Origin of the sequence: Xanthomonas sp. 4461 (assembly GCF_024806475.1) — a bacterium.
Classification (GTDB): Bacteria; Pseudomonadota; Gammaproteobacteria; order Xanthomonadales; family Xanthomonadaceae; genus Xanthomonas; species Xanthomonas arboricola_F.
In genome coordinates this window covers 385,422-402,323 of sequence record NZ_JANTYV010000001.1, presented here as the reverse complement: position 1 = coordinate 402,323, position 16,902 = coordinate 385,422, and the positions used below count along the sequence as shown (strand labels likewise).

Sequence of the window (16,902 nt, the reverse complement as noted above, 5' to 3'; positions counted from 1 at the left end):
CGCATCGCTGCAGAGGATCTCCATGTCGGCCCAGCCCATCAGTGACTTTTATGCCTATCCGGATGCTGCCGGCCACTTCGGCAAGTTCGGTGGCCGGTTTGTCGCCGAAACCTTGATCGGCCCGCTGCAGGAACTGTCTGCCGCCTACGATCAGGCGCGTCAGGACCCGTCGTTCATCGCCGAATACGACAAGGACCTCAAGCATTACGTCGGCCGGCCCAGCCCGATCTATCACGCCGAGCGGCTCAGCCGCGAAGTGGGCGGCGCGCAGATCCTGCTCAAGCGCGAAGACCTGAATCACACCGGCGCGCACAAGATCAACAACACCATCGGCCAGGCCCTGCTGGCCAGCCGCATGGGCAAGACCCGCATCATTGCCGAGACCGGTGCCGGCCAGCATGGCGTGGCCAGTGCCACGGTGGCGGCGCGGCTGGGCCTGGAATGCGTGGTCTACATGGGCGCCACCGATATCGAACGGCAGAAGATCAACGTCTACCGGATGCAGCTGCTGGGCGCGAAAGTGGTTCCGGTGACGTCCGGCTCGGCCACGCTCAAGGATGCGCTCAACGAAGCGATGCGCGACTGGGTCACCAATGTGCGCGACACCTTCTACATCATCGGCACGGTGGCCGGCCCGGACCCGTACCCGCGCATGGTGCGCGACTTCAACGCGATCGTGGGCCGCGAGGCGCGCGAGCAGATGCTGCAGGACTATGGCCGGCTGCCGGATGCGATCAGCGCCTGTGTCGGGGGCGGCAGCAATGCCATCGGCCTGTTCCACGCCTTCCTCAACGACCCCGGCGTTAGGATCTACGGCGCCGAAGCCGCCGGCGACGGCATCGCGACCGGCAGGCATGCCGCATCCATCGCCGCCGGCCGCCCCGGCGTGCTGCACGGCAACCGCACCTATGTGATCTGCGACGACGACGGCCAGATCACCGAAACCCATTCGATCTCCGCCGGCCTGGACTACCCCGGCGTCGGGCCCGAGCACGCGTTCCTGTCCGACAGCGGTCGCGCCGTGTATCAGGGCATCACCGATGACGAGGCAATGGCGGCGTTCCATCTGCTTGCGCACACCGAGGGCATTCTCGCGGCGCTGGAATCCAGCCACGCGGTGGCGCAGTCGATCAAGCTGGCGCGCGAGCTGCCCAGGGATGCGCTGATCCTGTGCAACCTGTCCGGGCGTGGCGACAAGGACGTGCATACCATCGCCGCACGCGAAGGCATGGTGCTGTGATCGCGGCGCAGCTGCGCACGCTGGGCGGCGGTGCGGCACTGCTGTGCATGTCTGCGCTCGCCCTGGCCGCGACGCCTGCGCCCGAGCTGGATCGCAGCGGCGCCGTGCGGGTCGGCCAGCGCTTCAGTGAGTTGCAGGCACGCGCGCGCTGGGTACCTCTGAATGTGGGGCCGTTGGGGCCGTGCGGCTATGTGGAAGCGGGGCTGCTACCCGATGCGGTGTCGATGATGGTCGAAGACGATCGCATCGTCCGGTTCGATGTCAGCGACCGAGGCGCGGTGGGCCCGTTCGGCATCCAGGTAGGCGACAGCGAAGCTGCCGCGCGGGCGCGCCTGCCGTCGGGCTACAGCGTCCAGCCGCATAAGTACGGCCGCGACGGCGGCAACGATCTTTATCTGACTTGGCGCGACCCGCAAGGCGAGTTCGCCGTTCGCTACGAAACCGGAGAAGGCACTGTGACATCGATGTACTGGGGAAGCTGGGATGCCGTCCAGTTGGTGGAGGGTTGCGCATGAGCAGCGCGCCAGACCGTATCGCTACGCGTTTCGACGTCCTGCGTCAGGCCGGCCGCAAGGCGCTTATCCCCTTCATTACCGCCGGCGATCCATCGCTGGAAGCCACCGTGCCGGTGATGCATGCGCTGGTGCGCGCCGGAGCGGACGTCATCGAACTCGGCGTGCCGTTCTCCGACCCGATGGCCGACGGTCCCACCATCCAGCGCAGCTCCGAGCGCGCGCTGGGCCGCGGCGCCGGCCTGGCCTACGTGCTGGAAGCGGTGCACGAATTCCGCCGCGAAGACGGCGCTACCCCGGTGGTGCTGATGGGCTACCTCAACCCGATCGAAATCCACGGCACGCGGCGCTTTGCCGAAGCCGCCGTTGCCGCCGGCGTGGACGGCATGCTGCTGGTGGACCTGCCGCCGGAAGAGGCCGACGAGACCCGCGAGATCTTTACCGAGGTCGGGCTGGCGCTGATCGCGCTGGCCTCGCCGACCACCAGCGAGCAGCGGCTGGACATGCTGTGCAGCACCGCGCAGGGCTACCTGTACTACGTCAGCTTTGCCGGCGTGACCGGCGCTTCGAACCTGCTCGATACCCATGCCGCCAGCGACCGCCTGCGCCAGCTGCGTCAACGCGCCGGCGCACCGGTGGTGGCAGGATTCGGCATCAAGGACGCTGCCAGTGCTGCCGCAATGGCGGTCGATGCCGATGGTGTCGTTGTTGGCAGCGCCCTGGTCGCGGCCCTGGCCGACGCCGAGGATGTACGCAGCGCCCGCGAACGCGCCGAAACCTTCCTGGCTCCGCTGCGACAGGCGCTGGACCAGGCGTAAGAACACAAAGCCCCCTCCCGGCGGGGCGAGAAGGTACCGCTGGCGCGCGTGCCCTGGAGCGCCCGCGCCGCAAGCGCGGGCCTGGGCGCGGCGCGGGCGGGGGAGGGGTAGAGGTGCAGCCACGCGCAACCATCAGACTGCGCTGCATCATCAAAAGCGCTGAAGCAGCCGGCAATCACCCCCGCATCTGGCATTCCACAGGACATCCTGCCCCCAAACCCGCCGGGATCGGGCACAGACTCAGAGCGTGCATTCATGACGCCCGCTACCTTGGCATTCCCGCGGCGCGTTAGACTGTCGCCCCTCTGCGGCCCGCATCGCCGCCCTGCATGGATTGTCATACACGCATGAGTTGGCTCAGCAAATTGATGCCCTCCGGCATCCGCACCGAGAACACCCCGGCCAAGAAGCGCAGCGTTCCCGAGGGTCTGTGGGAAAAGTGCAGCAACTGCGGCAGCGCGCTGTACGGCCCGGAGCTCGAGGAGAACCTGGAGGTGTGTCCGAAGTGTGACCACCACATGGCCATTCGCGCGCGCGCGCGCCTGAACTCGCTGTTCGACCCGGAAACCGCGACCACCGAGATCGCCGCGCAGCTGGGCCCGGTCGATGTGCTCAAGTTCAAGGACCAGAAGCGCTACGGCGAACGCATCAAGGCCAGTCAGAAGGCCAGCGGCGAATACGACGCGCTGATCGCCATGCGCGGCACGCTCAAGGGCAATCCGCTGGTCGCTGCCGCCTTCGATTTCGCTTTCATGGGCGGTTCGATGGGCTCGGTGGTCGGCGAGCGCTTTGCGCGTGCGGCCGAGGTGGCGCTGGAAGTGGGCTGCCCGTTCGTGTGCTTTTCCGCCAGCGGCGGCGCGCGCATGCAGGAAGGCCTGTTCTCGCTGATGCAGATGGCCAAGACCTCCGCAGCGCTCGGTCGCCTGCGCGAAGCCGGCCTGCCGTACATCTCGGTGCTGACCCATCCTACGACCGGTGGCGTGTCTGCATCGTTTGCCATGCTGGGCGACATCAACATCGCCGAGCCGCATGCCTTGATCGGCTTCGCCGGCCCGCGCGTGATCGAGCAGACCGTGCGCGAAACCTTGCCGGAAGGCTTTCAGCGTTCGGAATTCCTGCTCGATCACGGCGCCATCGACCAGATCTGCGACCGTCGCGAAATGCGCGACCGCATTGCCGAGCTGACCGCGATGATGATGCGTCAGGCACGTCCGCAAGAGGCGGTGGCGTGAGCGGTGTCATGACCGCAGCACTGCGGATCTGCGCCCGGACGTGCGCCAGCGGCGCGCAGTCGCGCGGTTGCGACGCGCGTTGCACGGTGCCTGCGCTGTGAGCGCTCGCAAATATTTCGGCACCGACGGCATCCGCGGCCGGGTGGGGCAGGGCGTGATTTCTGCCGACTTCGTGCTGCGGCTGGGCAATGCGCTCGGCCGCGTGCTCACCCAGGGTCGCAGCAAGCGTCCGCTGGTGTTGATCGGCAAGGACACCCGCATTTCCGGTTACATGTTCGAAGCCGCCCTGGAGGCCGGCCTGGTCGCTGCGGGCGCCGATGTGCAGATGATCGGCCCGATGCCGACCCCGGCCATCGCGTTCCTGACCAGCACCTTGCGCGCCGATGCCGGCGTGGTCATCAGCGCCTCGCACAACCCGCACTACGACAACGGCATCAAGTTCTTCTCCGCCGAAGGCGAAAAGCTCGACGACGCCACCGAAGCGGCGATCGAAGCCGCGCTGGACGAGCCGTTCCACACCGTGGAATCCGAGCGCCTGGGCAAGGCGATCCGCACCCGCGATGCGATCGGCCGTTACATCGAATTCTGCAAGGCCAGCGTGGCGCGCGGCTTCACCCTGCACGGCCTGAAAATGGTGCTCGATTGCGCGCACGGCGCCACGTATCACATCGCGCCGATGCTGTTCCGCGAGCTGGGCGCCGAGGTGGTGGTGATCGGCGCTGCCCCGGATGGGCTCAACATCAACGACGGTGTCGGCTCTACCCATATCGACAATCTCGCCGCCAAGGTGCGTGAGAGTGGTGCGCATCTGGGCATCGCCTTCGATGGCGACGGCGACCGCGTGCTGATGGCCGACGACCAGGGCAACCCGGTCGATGGCGACGATTTGCTGTATCTCCTGGCGCGCTCGTGGCAAGCCAGCGGCCGGCTCACCGGCACCGTGGTCGGCACCTTGATGACCAATTACGGCCTGGAGCCGGCACTGGCCGCGCTGCGGATTCCGTTCCAGCGGGCCAAGGTGGGCGACCGCTACGTGCATCAGGCGCTGGTCGAAGGTGGCGGTACGCTGGGTGGTGAAACGTCAGGCCATCTGCTGTGCCTGGACCGCGCCAGCACTGGCGACGGCATCGTCAGCGCGCTGCAGGTGCTCGAAGCGCTGGGGCGCGATGGGCACAGCCTTCGCCACGCGCTGAGCGGCCTGACCAAGGTGCCGCAGAAGACCGTGAATGTGCGTCTGGATGGCGGCGCGGCCAAGGCCGTCGTCGAAGCGCCCGGCGTTCAGCAGGCGCTGCAGCAGGCGCAAGCCGCCGTGCAGGGGCGTGGGCGTGCGTTCCTGCGTCCGTCCGGCACCGAGCCGGTGGTACGCGTGACCGTGGAGGCCGACGACGCCGGGCTGATGCAGGACACGCTCGACCGGCTGTCCGGAGCGGTGCGTGACGCGGCGTGAGTCGCTGATCATTGGCGTCTGCGTGGTCTTTGCCAAGGCCGCGACGTTCTATCTGTTGTATCGCCTGCTGATCTGATCGGCAGGCCTTCCCTCACTTCGACCAAGACATTCGTATGAGCGCCCGCATCCCGACCCTGGACATCACCCGTTTCGATACCGATCGCGACGCCTTCGTCGCCGAGCTCGGTGCGGCCTATCGCCAATGGGGCTTTGCCGGCATCCGCAATCACGGCATCGCACAGACCGACATCGATGCGGCCTACGACGTGTTCAAGGCATTTTTTGCGTTGCCCGATGAGGCCAAGCGCCGCTATCACGTGCCGGGCAGCGGCGGCGCACGGGGCTACACCGCCTTTGGCGTGGAAACCGCCAAGGACTCCAAGCACTTCGATCTGAAGGAGTTCTGGCACATCGGTCGCGAGATTCCGGACGATTCGCCGTACCGCGACGTGATGGCGCCGAACCTGTGGCCGGAAGAAGTGCCCGGATTCCGCGAGCGCGGCTACCAGTTGTATCAGCAGCTCGACCAGCTGGGCTCGCGCGTGCTCTCGGCGTTGGCGCTGCACATCGGCCTGCCGCAGGACTATTTCGTCGACAAGACCAATAACGGCAATTCGATCCTGCGCCCGATTCACTACCCGCCGATCACCAGCGACGACATTCCCAATGTGCGCGCTGGTGCGCATGGCGACATCAACTTCATCACCTTGCTGGTCGGTGCCAGCGCTGCCGGTCTGGAAGTGCGTTCCAACGACGGCGAGTGGGTGCCGTTCACCGCCGACGCCGACACCATCGTGGTCAATATCGGCGACATGCTGCAGCGGCTGACCAACCACGTGTATCCGTCCACGATCCATCGCGTGGTCAATCCGCCGGGTGAAGCGGCGCGCAAGCCGCGCTATTCGGTGCCGTTCTTCCTGCATCCGAATCCGGATTTCCTGATCGACGTGCTGCCCTCCTGCGTCAGCGCCGATAACCCCAGTCGCTATCCCGAGCCGATCACTGCGCATGGGTTCCTGGAAGAGCGCCTGCGCGAGATCAAGCTCAAGTAACTCCGATGTCGTAAGCGTTGGCGATCGGGTTACTCATCGCCCAACGCGCCATGCGCGCATGTTGCCCATGCCGCGCATGGCCGCGTCCGCAACATGCGCCATGACAGAGCCCACAGTTCTGTTCATAAAATTCCTCTCGTGTCTGGTTAAAGCTTGCGTTCACCGGCGCCGATAACACAGGCTGATCGCTAGCGTGACGTCGGATCACCTGGCGCCCGCTACCGATTGCACGACGTAGGGGGCGCGCATGCGGATGCGGTGGTTACAACAACTAGGTGCGGTGTCGTTGCTGGCGCTGGGTGGCGCAGTGGCACCTGCCGCAGCGACGCCGGTCAGCGTCACCGTGACCGATGCCAACGGCGTCCTGGTCGATGCGGTAGTCAGTCTGGAACTGCCGCACCCCGCCGCAGCCAGCGCGGGCAAGATGCTGGAGATGGATCAGGTCAACTCGCAGTTCGTGCCGGCGGTCCTGGTGGTGCGCACCGGGACCTCGGTGCGGTTCCCGAACAACGATCAGATCCGCCATCAGGTGTATTCGTTCTCGCCTGCCAAACGCTTTGAATTGCCGCTGTTTCAGGGCACCACCGCCGCGCCGGTGCGGTTCGATCAGGCCGGTCTGGTCACGGTGGGCTGCAATATCCACGACTGGATGCTGGGCTATATCGTGGTGCTGGAAACGCCGTACTTCGGCAAGACCGGCAGCGATGGTCGCGTGCAGCTCGATGCCCCGGCAGGAACGTACACGCTGCGCGTCTGGCATCCACGCATCAAGGGCGCTGCAGTGGGCGAGCCGCTGGTGATTGCGCGCGATGCCGTGCAACGCAAGCTCACCTTGCAGACCACCGGCGCCGCCCCGGTCGTCGCGTCGCCGGACGAGCGCGTGCGCGCGCTGCAGGACAAGTTCCGCCGCGCCGATCCCAAGAAGCCGCACCCATGAGGGCGATGCGCCTGCATACGCGCATCGCGGCCTTGCTGGTGCTGGTCGTGCTGGCCACGCAGGCGTTGACCTTCATCGCCGTGCAGCTGGCGACCGAGCGCAGCGTCAAGGCGCAACTGGGCGAAGAACTGCAGATCGGCGAGCGCGTCTGGCAGCGCATCAATCTGCGCCGCGATGAGCAACTGCTGCAGTCGGCATCGGTGCTGGCAGACGACTTCGGTTTTCGTGCCGCAGTGGCCAGCGGCGATGTGCCCACCATGCAATCGGCGCTGCGCAACCATGCCGCGCGCATGTCTGCGCAGACCGCCTTGCTGCTCTCGCCAGATGGCCAATTCCTGACCGGACTGGCCGACCTTCCGCAAGCCGAACAACTGCGTGCGGTGCAGGCGTTGTTGCAACAGGCGCAGCGCGATGGGCGCGCGGTCGGCGTGGTTGCCCTGGATCAACACATCGTGCGCCTAGCCGTGGTGCAGGTGCTGGCGCCCAGCCGCGTTGGCTGGATCGCGATCGGTAACGAATCCGGCGACGGCCTGGCACAGGATTTCCGCAGCACGACGGGATTGGATGCCACGTTTTTTGCCGATGGGCCGCCGGTGCGCGTGCTGGCATCCACCCTGGAGCCGGCACTGCGTGGCGAGTTCGCGCAGCAGTTGCCGGCTGCCGAGCACACGCCGGGGGCGGCGATTCCGCTCAACCTCGGGCAGTCGCGCTACCTGGTCAAACTGCAGGCGATCCAGGGCGACAGTCATGTGCGGGTTGCGTTGCAGGCATCGCTGGATCGCGCAGTGGCACCGTATCGCATTCTCAAATTGCGCATCCTGCTGCTGGCCGGTCTGGCCACTGCTGCTGCGCTGGCGGTGGCGATCTTTCTGGCACGCGGCGTCAGCAGGCCGGTCGCGCAACTGGTGCAGGCGGCGCGCCGCATCCAGCGCGGCGATTATCAGACGGCGGTGGACGTCCCGCCCGGTCGCGAGCTCGCCGAGCTGGCCGACAGCTTCGGACGCATGCAGCATCAGATCGCCAGCCGCGAGCAGCACATCCTGCATCAGGCGCGGCACGACGCATTGACCGGGCTGCCCAATCGGGTCTGGTTGCTGGAGCGACTGAAGGAAGTGACCGAGCAGACAGTCGCCTCCGGCGGGGCTGCGGCGGTACTGATCCTGGATCTGGACCGCTTCAAGGAACTCAACGACAGCCTCGGTCATGATTTCGCCGACCAGGTGCTGGTCGAGGCCGGTCGCAGACTCGCCGAGGTGGTGCAGGAGCCGAACCTGGTCGGGCGGCTGGGCAGCGATGAGTTCATGGTGATCGTGGCGCACGCCGATGCGACCACCGTGCAGCAGGACGCACAACGCCTGCTGCTGCAACTGCGCCGTCCATTGGTGCTGCCGCAGGCACGCATCCAGCTCGAAGCCAGTATCGGGATCGCCCTGATTCCCGAGCATGGTGCCGACCCGGACACCTTGTTGCGCCGTGCCGACATCGCGCGCCGGCAGATGGACGATGTCGCCACCATCGGCGCCAGCGTCTACCGCATGGGCCAGGACGAACAGCATCTGCGGCGGCTGCGTCTCACCGGCGATCTGCGTCAGGCCATCGGCGGCAACGAATTGACCCTGCGCTTCCAGCCCAAGATCTGCCTGCGCAGCGATCGCGTCGAACAGGTCGAAGTGCTGGTGCGTTGGCATCACCCGACGCTGGGCCCGATCGGTCCGGACGAATTCATTCCGCTGGCCGAGCATTCCGGCGTCATCCATCCATTGACCCGTTTCGTGCTGGACGAGGCGCTGCGCTGCCAGGCGCGCTGGCGCACACAAGGGCTGGAGCTGGGCATGGCGATCAACCTGTCGGCGCTGGATCTTGCCGATCCGGGGCTGCCCGATTACGTGCGGGCACGGTTGGAACTGCATGCGGTACCTGCGCAGTCGGTCACGCTGGAATTGACCGAAAGCGCGTTGATGCGCGATGTCGAATCCGCGCTGCACATGCTGCATCAACTGCGTAACGTCGGCGTGCGCCTGTCCATCGACGACTTCGGTACCGGCTATTCCTCGTTGGCCCAACTCAAGCGCATGCCGGTGAACGAATTGAAGATCGACAAGAGCTTCGTCATGCAGCTGGCCGAAGGCACCGACGATGCCTTCATCGTGCGCAGCACCATCGATCTGGGTCACAACCTGGGCCTGAGCGTGATCGCCGAGGGCGTCGAAAACGACACCGCGCTCGATCTGTTGCGCGGCTACGGCTGCGACATGGTGCAGGGCTATCTCTACGCACCGCCGCTGGAGCAGGCCCCCTTCGTTGCGTGGTGCATGCGTCAGCTCGGAATGACCTCGCCCGCGCAGACAGGAGCGCAAGGATGAAGCATCGTCTGCGTGCTCCTCTGGCTTTTGCGGTGTGCAGTTTCGTACTGATGCCAGCGCTTGCGGTTGCCGGCGACGGCCGACTGCTCGCTACCGGCGGCGTGTCGATGATCGAAGGCAGCAGCGGTGGCGGTATCGTGCCGTGGGCCACGTTGTCCGGGTATGGCACGCGCGACGAACTCGGCACCGTGCTGTTCGCCACGCATGTGGACAGCGGCGATTACCGGCTCGACGTGCAAGGCGCCGCGCTGACGGTCGGCAACCGGCTGGAACTGTCGCTCGCGCGTCAGCGCCTGGACCTGGGTACCTTGCAGGATCGCCTTGCGTTGCCATGGAACGCGCTCGGCCAGGATGTCTTCGGCGCTAAGCTGCGCGTATCTGGCGATCTGGTCTATGGGCGCGCCCCGCAAGTCAGCGTCGGCGTGCAGTACAAACGGTTGCGCGATGGCACGCTGCCGCTGGCGATCGGTGCGCGCGACGACCACGGCACAGATGTCTTTGTCAGCGCCAGCAGACTGTTGCTGCAAGGCGCCGGTGGCTATCAATTGCTGCTCAACGGCACCTTGCGCGCGACCCGCGCCAATCAGACCGGCTTGCTCGGCTTTGGCGGCGACCGTCGCAACAGCTACCGGCTGGTCGCCGAGGCCAGCGCTGCGGTCGTGCTGTCGCCATCGTGGGCGGTCGGTGTGGAATATCGCGACAAGCCGGACAATCTGGGCTTTGCGCGCGAACAGGCCTGGGCCGACGGTTTTGTCGCCTGGTTCCCCAACAAGCACGTATCGCTGACCGCCGCCTGGGCCGATCTTGGCGATATCGCCACGCTGACCGACCAGCGCGGCCCGTATCTTTCCTTGCAGGTAGCGTTCTGATGAATCGATGGCTGCGTTGGTCCCTGCTGTGCGCGCTGAGCTTGAGTGCCTGCGCCACCACGCAGCCGCGGACGCTCTATGACGAACTCGGTGGGCAGGCCGGCATCGAGGCGCTGGTGGAAACCATGTTGTCGCGTATCGCCGACGATCAACGCATCGTCGACAGGTTCGCACGGGTCAACATCGTCATGCTCAACGCACGCCTGGTGCAGAAGTTCTGCCACGTCGCCGACGGCCCGTGCCCGGACACGGCCAAATCGATGCAGCAGGCGCATGCGCATCTGGCCATCCGCGAGGGCGACTTCAACGCCCTGGTCGAAGATCTCAACTGGGCAATGGACCAGCAAAAGATCCCGCGCCGTACCCAGAACCGTCTGTTGGCGCGGCTGGCCGCCATGCACGGCGAGATCGTCAATCACTGAGTCGTACAGCTGCATGCCATCGACAGCGACCGTTTAGGATGCGCGTCGCGAGGCAACGGCCAACCGGCAGCGTTTCAGCCCAGCGGTCTCACCCGATGCGAGCCGCGCGCCATCAGTCGCAGCGCAACCGAATGCGGAAGCAGGCGCAGGCCGGCATTGACCAGTCGATAGCGCCAGCCCGGCACCGCCAGCACCTGGCCGCGCTCCAATGCGGCAATGCCGTACTCGGCAACCGCATCGGCCTGTAGCCAGGCCCAGCCGGGCAGGGTGGACATCGCCGCGCGGGTACCGGTGACATCGTGGAATTCCGACCACGCAAAGCCAGGACACAGCGCGCACACCTTGACCGCGCAGTCGGCGTTTTCCAGCGCCAGCGACTCGCTGAAGCGCAGCATGAAGCTCTTGCTCGCCGCATACAGTGTCTGGCCGTCGGCACTTGGCGTGAGTGCGGCAAACGAGGCGACGTTGAGAATGCGGCCCTGGCCGCTGGCACGGATCATCGGCAGCAAGCGCCAGGTCAGCTCGCATACCGCGCCGATCATCACCTGCAGGAAGCGTGCATGCGTGGCCCAGTCGTTGTGCAGATAGCGCCCCGGCACGCCGTAGCCAGCGTTGTTGACCAGCGTGCCCACCGTCCAGCCGTTGCGCTGGATCTGCGTCACCAGCGCCTGGACCGCCGCAGGCTCGGCCAGGTCGGCCGGCAGCACTTCCACCCGCACCTGCGCGCCCAGTTCGGCGGCCAGCGCCTGCAGTCGATCTACCCGGCGCGCGGTCAGGATCAACGGCACCCCCCGCCTGGCGTACGCCCGCGCAATCTCGCGGCCGATGCCGCTGGAAGCGCCGGTGACCAGCGCGAAGACAGGCGAAACGGACATGGCAGGTTCCTGGTGGGGGAGGGATGGGACATGCGGCAGACAGAAGTGTGCCGGTTGCCGACAGGGCATGGGCTATTCTGTCGCCTGTCTTCAACTCAGGAACCTGCGCCTGATGCGTCGAAAGATCGTTGCCGGAAACTGGAAGCTGCATGGCAGCCGCGCCTTCGCCACCGAACTGGTGGACCGGATCGCCGCGCACATGCCCCTGGAGGGTGTCGATGTCGTCATCCTGCCGCCACTGCCTTACCTCGGCGACCTGATCGAGGATTTCGAGGCCCATCACCTGTCCTTTGGAGCCCAGGACGTCAGTAGCAACGAGAAGGGCGCCTACACCGGCGAGGTCTCGGCAACGATGTTGGTGGATGTCGGCGCCGAATACGGCCTGGTCGGCCACTCCGAGCGTCGTCAGTACCACCAGGAAAGCAGCGAGCTGGTGGCGCGCAAGTTTGCCGCCGCCATCCATGCCGGGTTGATCCCGGTGCTCTGCGTGGGCGAATCGCTGGAGCAGCGTGAAGCCGGTCAGACTGAGGCAATCCTACGTGCCCAGCTCGAGCCGGTGATTGCCCTGGTCGGTAGCGAAGGCTTCGAACGGGCCGTGCTCGCTTACGAGCCGATCTGGGCGATCGGCACCGGGCGGACCGCCAGTCCGGCCCAGGCCCAGGCCGTGCACGCCTTCCTGCGTGGCGAAGTCGCGAAGGCGGATGCTAGAATCGCCGACTCTCTGCCCATCCTGTACGGAGGCAGTGTCAAGCCCGACAACGCCAGCGAGCTGTTCGCACAGCCCGATGTCGACGGCGGGCTTGTCGGAGGCGCCTCCTTGGTGGCCGAAGATTTCCTGGCCATTGCGCGTGCGGCGGCCGCTTGTTAACCCATTAAGTTTTGTCCGGGGACGGATTTCGAAATGCTGATGTTGATCCTCAATGTGGTCTACGTGCTGGTCGCGCTGGCGATGATTGCGCTGATCCTGATGCAGCGTGGCGCGGGTGCGGCGGCCGGTTCCGGCTTCGGTGCGGGCGCGTCGGGCACGGTGTTCGGTTCGCAGGGTGCGTCGAACTTCCTGTCCAAGTCGACCAAGTGGCTGGCCGTGGTGTTCTTCAGCATCAGCCTGTTCATGGCCTGGTACGCCACCCACGGTGCCCGTCCGACCGACCAGAACCTGGGTGTGATGTCGCAGTCCGCCACTCCGGCCCCGGCTGCAGCCGGTGAGTTGACCAAGCCGTTGCCGCAGGCGCCTGCCGCTGGTGCGGTACCGACCGCTCCGTCGCAGCCTGCTCCTGCAGTTGCGCCGGCTGCTGCACCGGCGCAGTCCGCGCCTGCGCCGTCGGCGCCCGCCGCCAGCGAAGAAAACGCTTCAGAACCAGCACAAAAACGCTGAAGCCGGTTACAATACGCTGCGCACTGGGATGCCCAGCGGCGCAACGTATGCCCAGGTGGCGGAATTGGTAGACGCACTACCTTGAGGTGGTAGCGACTTAGGTCGTAGGGGTTCGAGTCCCCTCTTGGGCACCATTGTTTGGCTGCAGTTCCTGCGCATCGCGACGTGTCGCGCGCAGGGTCTGCCTATACCCCATGCCGGCACGCGGCGCGTGCGGGCAGAGGCAAGAGAGAATCGCTGTGCTGGCCGAATATTTGCCGAGTCTGCTGTTTCTGATCGTCGCCACCGGCATCGGCATCGTGCTGATGTTGATTGGTCGGTTCCTCGCTCCGCGCAGCCCGGACGCGCGCAAGCTTTCTCCGTACGAGTGTGGCTTCGAGGCCTTCGAAGACGCGCGCATGAAGTTCGATGTGCGCTACTACCTCATCGCGATCCAGTTCATCGTGTTCGACCTGGAAATCATCTTCATCGTGCCGTGGACGCAGGTGTTCATGGAGATCGGCGCACGTTCGCTGGTCACCATGGGCCTGTTCGTCGGCATGTTGTTCCTCGGCTTTATCTACGTGTGGAAGAAGGGAGCGCTGGAATGGGAGTGATTCAGACCCTGGATCGTCTGATGACCAACCCGATGCCGGAAGGCCGGGTGGAAGACATCCTGCGCCCGGACGGCGAAAACCCGCTGCTCGAAAAGGGCTATGTGACCACCAGCGTCGACGCGCTGCTGAACTGGGCGCGTACCGGCTCGATGTGGCCGATGACCTTCGGTCTGGCCTGCTGCGCGGTCGAAATGATGCATGCGGGCGCGTCGCGCCTGGACCTGGACCGTTACGGCGTGGTGTTCCGCCCGTCGCCGCGCCAGTCCGACGTGATGATCGTGGCCGGCACCCTGGTCAACAAGATGGCCCCGGCGCTGCGCAAGGTCTACGACCAGATGCCGGACCCGAAGTGGGTCATCTCGATGGGCAGCTGCGCCAACGGCGGCGGCTATTACCATTATTCGTATTCGGTGGTGCGCGGTTGCGACCGCATCGTGCCGGTGGACATCTATGTCCCGGGCTGCCCGCCGACCGCCGAGGCCCTGGTCTACGGCATCTTGCAGCTGCAGAAGAAGATCTGGCGTACCCAGACGATCGCGCGCTGACACCCGTCTTCTCCTAACGAGAGCAGCCAAGCCCCCATGGCAGAGCAAGCATCTTCCTTCACTGACCGACTTGCGGCACGTTTCGCCGGTGCGCAGATCGCCGTGGCCTTGCCGCGCGGCGAAGTGACGCTGGAAGTCGCTGCGGCAGATTGGCACGCCACCTGTCTGGCGCTGCGCGACGAGCTCGGTTTCGAGCAGCTCAGCGATCTGTGCGGCGTCGACTACCTGGGCTATGGCAGCGACGAGTGGGATACCGCCGACGTGTCGTCGCAGGGCTTCAGTCGCGGCGTCGAAGGCAAGGCCGTCGGTCGCTTCGGTTGGGGAGAGTTTCCCAGCCAGGAAAGCTCCACCGGCGCCCATCCGCAGCACATGCCCAAGCAGCGCTTTGCGGTGGTCGCCCAGCTGATTTCCTATCAGCACAACCAGCGTCTGCGGGTGCGTTGCTATGCACCGGACGAGCAGGTGCCGGTGGTGGCGTCGGTGACCGATATCTGGCCGGGCGTGAACTGGTTCGAGCGCGAAGCATTCGACCTGTTCGGCATCGTGTTCGACGGCCATCCGGACCTGCGCCGCATCCTGACCGACTACGGATTCGTCGGCCACCCGTTCCGCAAGGATTTCCCGCTGATCGGCAACGTCGAAGTGCGTTACGACGAAGAGCGCAAGCGTGTCGTGTACGAGCCGGTGACCTCGGTCGAACCGCGCGTCGGTGTGCCGCGCGTGATTCGCGACGATGCCCGTTATGAGACTGCCGCTGGTGAAGTGGGCAAGTCGGAGACTGCCAAGTGAGTGAGTTCCGCCAGGCAACCGATGCCTTCGCGAGCAATCCTGTCGAAAGCAAGCAGGAAATCCGCAATTACACGATGAATTTCGGCCCGCAGCACCCTGCGGCGCACGGCGTGTTGCGCCTGATCCTGGAAATGGACGGCGAGACCGTGGTACGTGCCGATCCGCATATCGGCCTGCTGCACCGTGGCACCGAGAAGCTGGCCGAGTCCAAGCCGTTCAACCAGTCGGTTCCGTACATGGACCGTCTGGATTACGTGTCGATGATGTGCAACGAGCACGCTTACGTGCGCGCGATCGAGTCCCTGATGGGCATCGAGGCGCCCGAGCGTGCGCAGTACATCCGCACCATGTTCGACGAGATCACCCGCATCAAGAACCACCTGATGTGGGTGGGTTCCAATGCACTCGATCTGGGCGCGATGGCGGTGATGCTGTACGCGTTCCGCGAGCGCGAAGAATTGATGGACGTCTACGAGGCGGTCAGCGGCGCGCGCATGCACGCGGCCTACTACCGTCCCGGTGGCGTGTATCGCGATCTGCCCGATCGCATGCCGCAGTACAAGGAATCCCGCTGGCACAAGGGTGGGGCGCTGAAGAAGCGCAACGCCGGTCGCGAGGGCACGCTGCTGGACTTCCTGGAGGAGTTCACCAACACCTTCCCGGCGCGCGTGGACGAGTACGAAACGCTGCTGACCGATAACCGCATCTGGAAGCAGCGCACCGTCGACGTCGGCATCATCAGCCCGGATCTGGCGCGCGCCTGGGGCATGACCGGCCCGATGCTGCGTGGCTCGGGCATCGAATGGGATCTGCGCAAGAAGCAGCCGTATGCCAAGTACGACGCGGTGGAGTTCGATATCCCGGTCGGCACCAACGGCGACTGCTACGACCGCTACCTGGTCCGCGTGGCCGAGATGCGCGAATCCAACCGCATCATCAAGCAGTGCGTGAAGTGGCTGAAGGCCAATCCCGGCCCGGTCATGGTCACCAATTTCAAGGTCGCTCCGCCAAGCCGCGAAGGCATGAAGGACGACATGGAAGCGCTGATCCATCACTTCAAGCTGTTCAGCGAAGGCTATTGCGTACCGGCCGGCGAAACCTACAGCGCGGTCGAAGCGCCCAAGGGCGAGTTCGGCTGCTACCTGATGTCCGATGGCGCCAACAAGCCGTTCCGCGTGCATCTGCGCGCGCCGGGCTTTGCGCATCTGTCGTCGATGGACGCGGTGGTGCGTGGTTATTTGCTGGCCGACGTCGTGGCGATGATCGGTACTTACGATTTGGTTTTCGGTGAGGTTGACCGATGAAGGCGACGGGTAATTTCGAAGCGGCGCGCGACGTCGATCCGCAGGTGGTGCTGAGCGACAAGACGCGCGCGCACATCGATCATTGGCTGGCCAAGTTTCCGCCCGACCGCAAGCGTTCGGCGGTGCTGCAGGGCCTGCATGCTGCGCAGGAGCAGAACCAGGGCTGGCTGACCGATGAGCTGATCGTCGGCGTGGCCAAGTATCTGGAGCTGCCGCCGGTGTGGGCCTACGAGGTCGCCAGTTTCTACTCGATGTTCGAGACCGAGAAGGTCGGCCGCCATAACGTGGCGTTCTGCACCAATATCAGCTGCTGGCTCAACGGTGCCGAAGATCTGCTGGCGCACGCGGAGAAGAAGCTGGGTTGCAAGCTGGGGCAGTCGACGGCCGATGGCCGCGTCTACCTCAAGCGCGAAGAAGAGTGCCTGGCGGCCTGCTCGGCAGCGCCGATGATGGTCATCAACGGCCACTACCACGAGCACCTGACGAAAGAGAAGGTCGACGCGCTGCTGGACGGGCTGGAATAAGA

18 protein-coding genes and 1 tRNA gene are annotated in these 16,902 nt (G+C 65.5%); 18 read left to right on the top strand and 1 reads right to left on the bottom strand.

Features of this window, described 5'->3' with window-relative positions:
* Window positions 1–22 precede the first annotated feature (22 nt).
* The 10 genes from trpB to FHY19_RS01575 all read left to right on the top strand — a co-directional run bounded on the left by trpB (window position 23) and on the right by FHY19_RS01575 (window position 10,892).
* Window positions 23–1,240, top strand: coding sequence for a tryptophan synthase subunit beta (trpB, locus tag FHY19_RS01620; protein ID WP_259151196.1), 1,218 nt, complete (start codon window positions 23–25; stop codon window positions 1,238–1,240).
* A complete protein-coding gene (locus FHY19_RS01615; RefSeq protein WP_326521100.1) occupies window positions 1,237–1,755 on the top strand; it encodes a hypothetical protein in 519 nt (172 codons plus the stop codon). Before trpB ends, FHY19_RS01615 begins: the two co-directional genes overlap by 4 nt.
* Window positions 1,752–2,570 carry a tryptophan synthase subunit alpha gene (gene trpA, locus FHY19_RS01610; protein ID WP_259161039.1) on the top strand — a complete coding sequence of 273 codons (819 nt, stop codon included), beginning with the start codon at window positions 1,752–1,754 and terminating at the stop codon, window positions 2,568–2,570. The genes FHY19_RS01615 and trpA overlap by 4 nt, the downstream gene beginning before the upstream one ends.
* Before the next feature lie 347 nt (window positions 2,571–2,917).
* A complete protein-coding gene (accD, locus tag FHY19_RS01605) occupies window positions 2,918–3,802 on the top strand; it encodes an acetyl-CoA carboxylase, carboxyltransferase subunit beta (RefSeq protein WP_259161036.1) in 885 nt (294 codons plus the stop codon).
* A gap of 97 nt (window positions 3,803–3,899) precedes the next feature.
* Window positions 3,900–5,249: a phosphoglucosamine mutase gene (glmM, locus tag FHY19_RS01600; protein ID WP_259151184.1), complete on the top strand. Its 1,350-nt coding sequence runs from the start codon at window positions 3,900–3,902 to the stop codon at window positions 5,247–5,249.
* Window positions 5,250–5,362: 113 nt separating this feature from the next.
* Entirely contained in the window at window positions 5,363–6,301 is a 939-nt protein-coding gene (locus FHY19_RS01595; RefSeq protein ID WP_259161035.1) for a 2-oxoglutarate and iron-dependent oxygenase domain-containing protein, read from the top strand.
* Between the two features lie 253 nt (window positions 6,302–6,554).
* Window positions 6,555–7,238 carry a methylamine utilization protein gene (locus FHY19_RS01590; protein ID WP_259161030.1) on the top strand — a complete coding sequence of 228 codons (684 nt, stop codon included), beginning with the start codon at window positions 6,555–6,557 and terminating at the stop codon, window positions 7,236–7,238.
* A complete protein-coding gene (locus FHY19_RS01585) occupies window positions 7,235–9,601 on the top strand; it encodes an EAL domain-containing protein (protein ID WP_259161029.1) in 2,367 nt (788 codons plus the stop codon). The genes FHY19_RS01590 and FHY19_RS01585 overlap by 4 nt, the downstream gene beginning before the upstream one ends.
* 50 nt (window positions 9,602–9,651) lie before the next feature.
* The gene (locus FHY19_RS01580; RefSeq protein ID WP_259163827.1) at window positions 9,652–10,470 is read left to right on the top strand and encodes a DUF3034 family protein; all 819 of its coding nucleotides are present in this window, start codon (window positions 9,652–9,654) and stop codon (window positions 10,468–10,470) included.
* A complete protein-coding gene (locus FHY19_RS01575) occupies window positions 10,470–10,892 on the top strand; it encodes a group 1 truncated hemoglobin (RefSeq protein ID WP_259161026.1) in 423 nt (140 codons plus the stop codon). The genes FHY19_RS01580 and FHY19_RS01575 overlap by 1 nt, the downstream gene beginning before the upstream one ends.
* A 74-nt stretch (window positions 10,893–10,966) precedes the next feature.
* Here FHY19_RS01575 and FHY19_RS01570 read toward each other — a convergent pair whose 3' ends face one another.
* The gene (locus FHY19_RS01570; protein WP_259161024.1) at window positions 10,967–11,767 is read right to left on the bottom strand and encodes an SDR family oxidoreductase; all 801 of its coding nucleotides are present in this window, start codon (window positions 11,765–11,767) and stop codon (window positions 10,967–10,969) included.
* A 112-nt stretch (window positions 11,768–11,879) separates the two neighbouring features.
* On the opposite strand from FHY19_RS01570, the gene tpiA reads away from it, so the two are divergent.
* The 8 genes from tpiA to nuoE all read left to right on the top strand — a co-directional run bounded on the left by tpiA (window position 11,880) and on the right by nuoE (window position 16,900).
* Window positions 11,880–12,635: a triose-phosphate isomerase gene (gene tpiA, locus FHY19_RS01565; protein WP_259163824.1), complete on the top strand. Its 756-nt coding sequence runs from the start codon at window positions 11,880–11,882 to the stop codon at window positions 12,633–12,635.
* Window positions 12,636–12,668: 33 nt separating this feature from the next.
* Window positions 12,669–13,142, top strand: coding sequence for a preprotein translocase subunit SecG (gene secG / locus FHY19_RS01560; RefSeq protein WP_259151170.1), 474 nt, complete (start codon window positions 12,669–12,671; stop codon window positions 13,140–13,142).
* Between the two features lie 49 nt (window positions 13,143–13,191).
* Window positions 13,192–13,276: transfer RNA gene (locus FHY19_RS01555), tRNA-Leu, on the top strand.
* Between the two features lie 105 nt (window positions 13,277–13,381).
* On the top strand, window positions 13,382–13,738 hold the full coding sequence (locus FHY19_RS01550; protein WP_005991364.1) for an NADH-quinone oxidoreductase subunit A: 357 nt from the start codon (window positions 13,382–13,384) through the stop codon (window positions 13,736–13,738).
* Window positions 13,729–14,283, top strand: a complete 555-nt coding sequence (locus FHY19_RS01545) for an NADH-quinone oxidoreductase subunit B (RefSeq protein ID WP_039420570.1) — start codon at window positions 13,729–13,731, stop codon at window positions 14,281–14,283. Before FHY19_RS01550 ends, FHY19_RS01545 begins: the two co-directional genes overlap by 10 nt.
* 36 nt (window positions 14,284–14,319) lie before the next feature.
* Window positions 14,320–15,072: an NADH-quinone oxidoreductase subunit C gene (locus FHY19_RS01540; RefSeq protein ID WP_005991368.1), complete on the top strand. Its 753-nt coding sequence runs from the start codon at window positions 14,320–14,322 to the stop codon at window positions 15,070–15,072.
* Window positions 15,069–16,376, top strand: coding sequence for an NADH-quinone oxidoreductase subunit D (locus FHY19_RS01535; RefSeq protein ID WP_039420572.1), 1,308 nt, complete (start codon window positions 15,069–15,071; stop codon window positions 16,374–16,376). Before FHY19_RS01540 ends, FHY19_RS01535 begins: the two co-directional genes overlap by 4 nt.
* Window positions 16,373–16,900, top strand: coding sequence for an NADH-quinone oxidoreductase subunit NuoE (gene nuoE / locus FHY19_RS01530; RefSeq protein ID WP_005991372.1), 528 nt, complete (start codon window positions 16,373–16,375; stop codon window positions 16,898–16,900). Before FHY19_RS01535 ends, nuoE begins: the two co-directional genes overlap by 4 nt.
* The last annotated feature ends 2 nt before the right edge of the window (window positions 16,901–16,902 follow it).

What these genes read in the sequence shown, in the direction of transcription:
- FHY19_RS01580 (WP_259163827.1), top strand. Translation starts at nt 9,652, where the DNA reads ATGCCAGCGCTTGCGGTTGCCGGCGACGGCCGACTGCTCGCTACCGGC.
- trpB (WP_259151196.1), top strand. Translation starts at nt 23, where the DNA reads ATGTCGGCCCAGCCCATCAGTGACTTTTATGCCTATCCGGATGCTGCC.
- nuoE (WP_005991372.1), top strand. Translation starts at nt 16,373, where the DNA reads ATGAAGGCGACGGGTAATTTCGAAGCGGCGCGCGACGTCGATCCGCAG.
- FHY19_RS01540 (WP_005991368.1), top strand. Translation starts at nt 14,320, where the DNA reads ATGGCAGAGCAAGCATCTTCCTTCACTGACCGACTTGCGGCACGTTTC.
- FHY19_RS01570 (WP_259161024.1), bottom strand. Translation starts at nt 11,767, where the DNA reads ATGTCCGTTTCGCCTGTCTTCGCGCTGGTCACCGGCGCTTCCAGCGGC.
- tpiA (WP_259163824.1), top strand. Translation starts at nt 11,880, where the DNA reads ATGCGTCGAAAGATCGTTGCCGGAAACTGGAAGCTGCATGGCAGCCGC.
- accD (WP_259161036.1), top strand. Translation starts at nt 2,918, where the DNA reads ATGAGTTGGCTCAGCAAATTGATGCCCTCCGGCATCCGCACCGAGAAC.
- FHY19_RS01575 (WP_259161026.1), top strand. Translation starts at nt 10,470, where the DNA reads ATGAATCGATGGCTGCGTTGGTCCCTGCTGTGCGCGCTGAGCTTGAGT.
- FHY19_RS01545 (WP_039420570.1), top strand. Translation starts at nt 13,729, where the DNA reads ATGGGAGTGATTCAGACCCTGGATCGTCTGATGACCAACCCGATGCCG.
- FHY19_RS01595 (WP_259161035.1), top strand. Translation starts at nt 5,363, where the DNA reads ATGAGCGCCCGCATCCCGACCCTGGACATCACCCGTTTCGATACCGAT.
- secG (WP_259151170.1), top strand. Translation starts at nt 12,669, where the DNA reads ATGCTGATGTTGATCCTCAATGTGGTCTACGTGCTGGTCGCGCTGGCG.
- FHY19_RS01590 (WP_259161030.1), top strand. Translation starts at nt 6,555, where the DNA reads ATGCGGTGGTTACAACAACTAGGTGCGGTGTCGTTGCTGGCGCTGGGT.
- trpA (WP_259161039.1), top strand. Translation starts at nt 1,752, where the DNA reads ATGAGCAGCGCGCCAGACCGTATCGCTACGCGTTTCGACGTCCTGCGT.
- FHY19_RS01585 (WP_259161029.1), top strand. Translation starts at nt 7,235, where the DNA reads ATGAGGGCGATGCGCCTGCATACGCGCATCGCGGCCTTGCTGGTGCTG.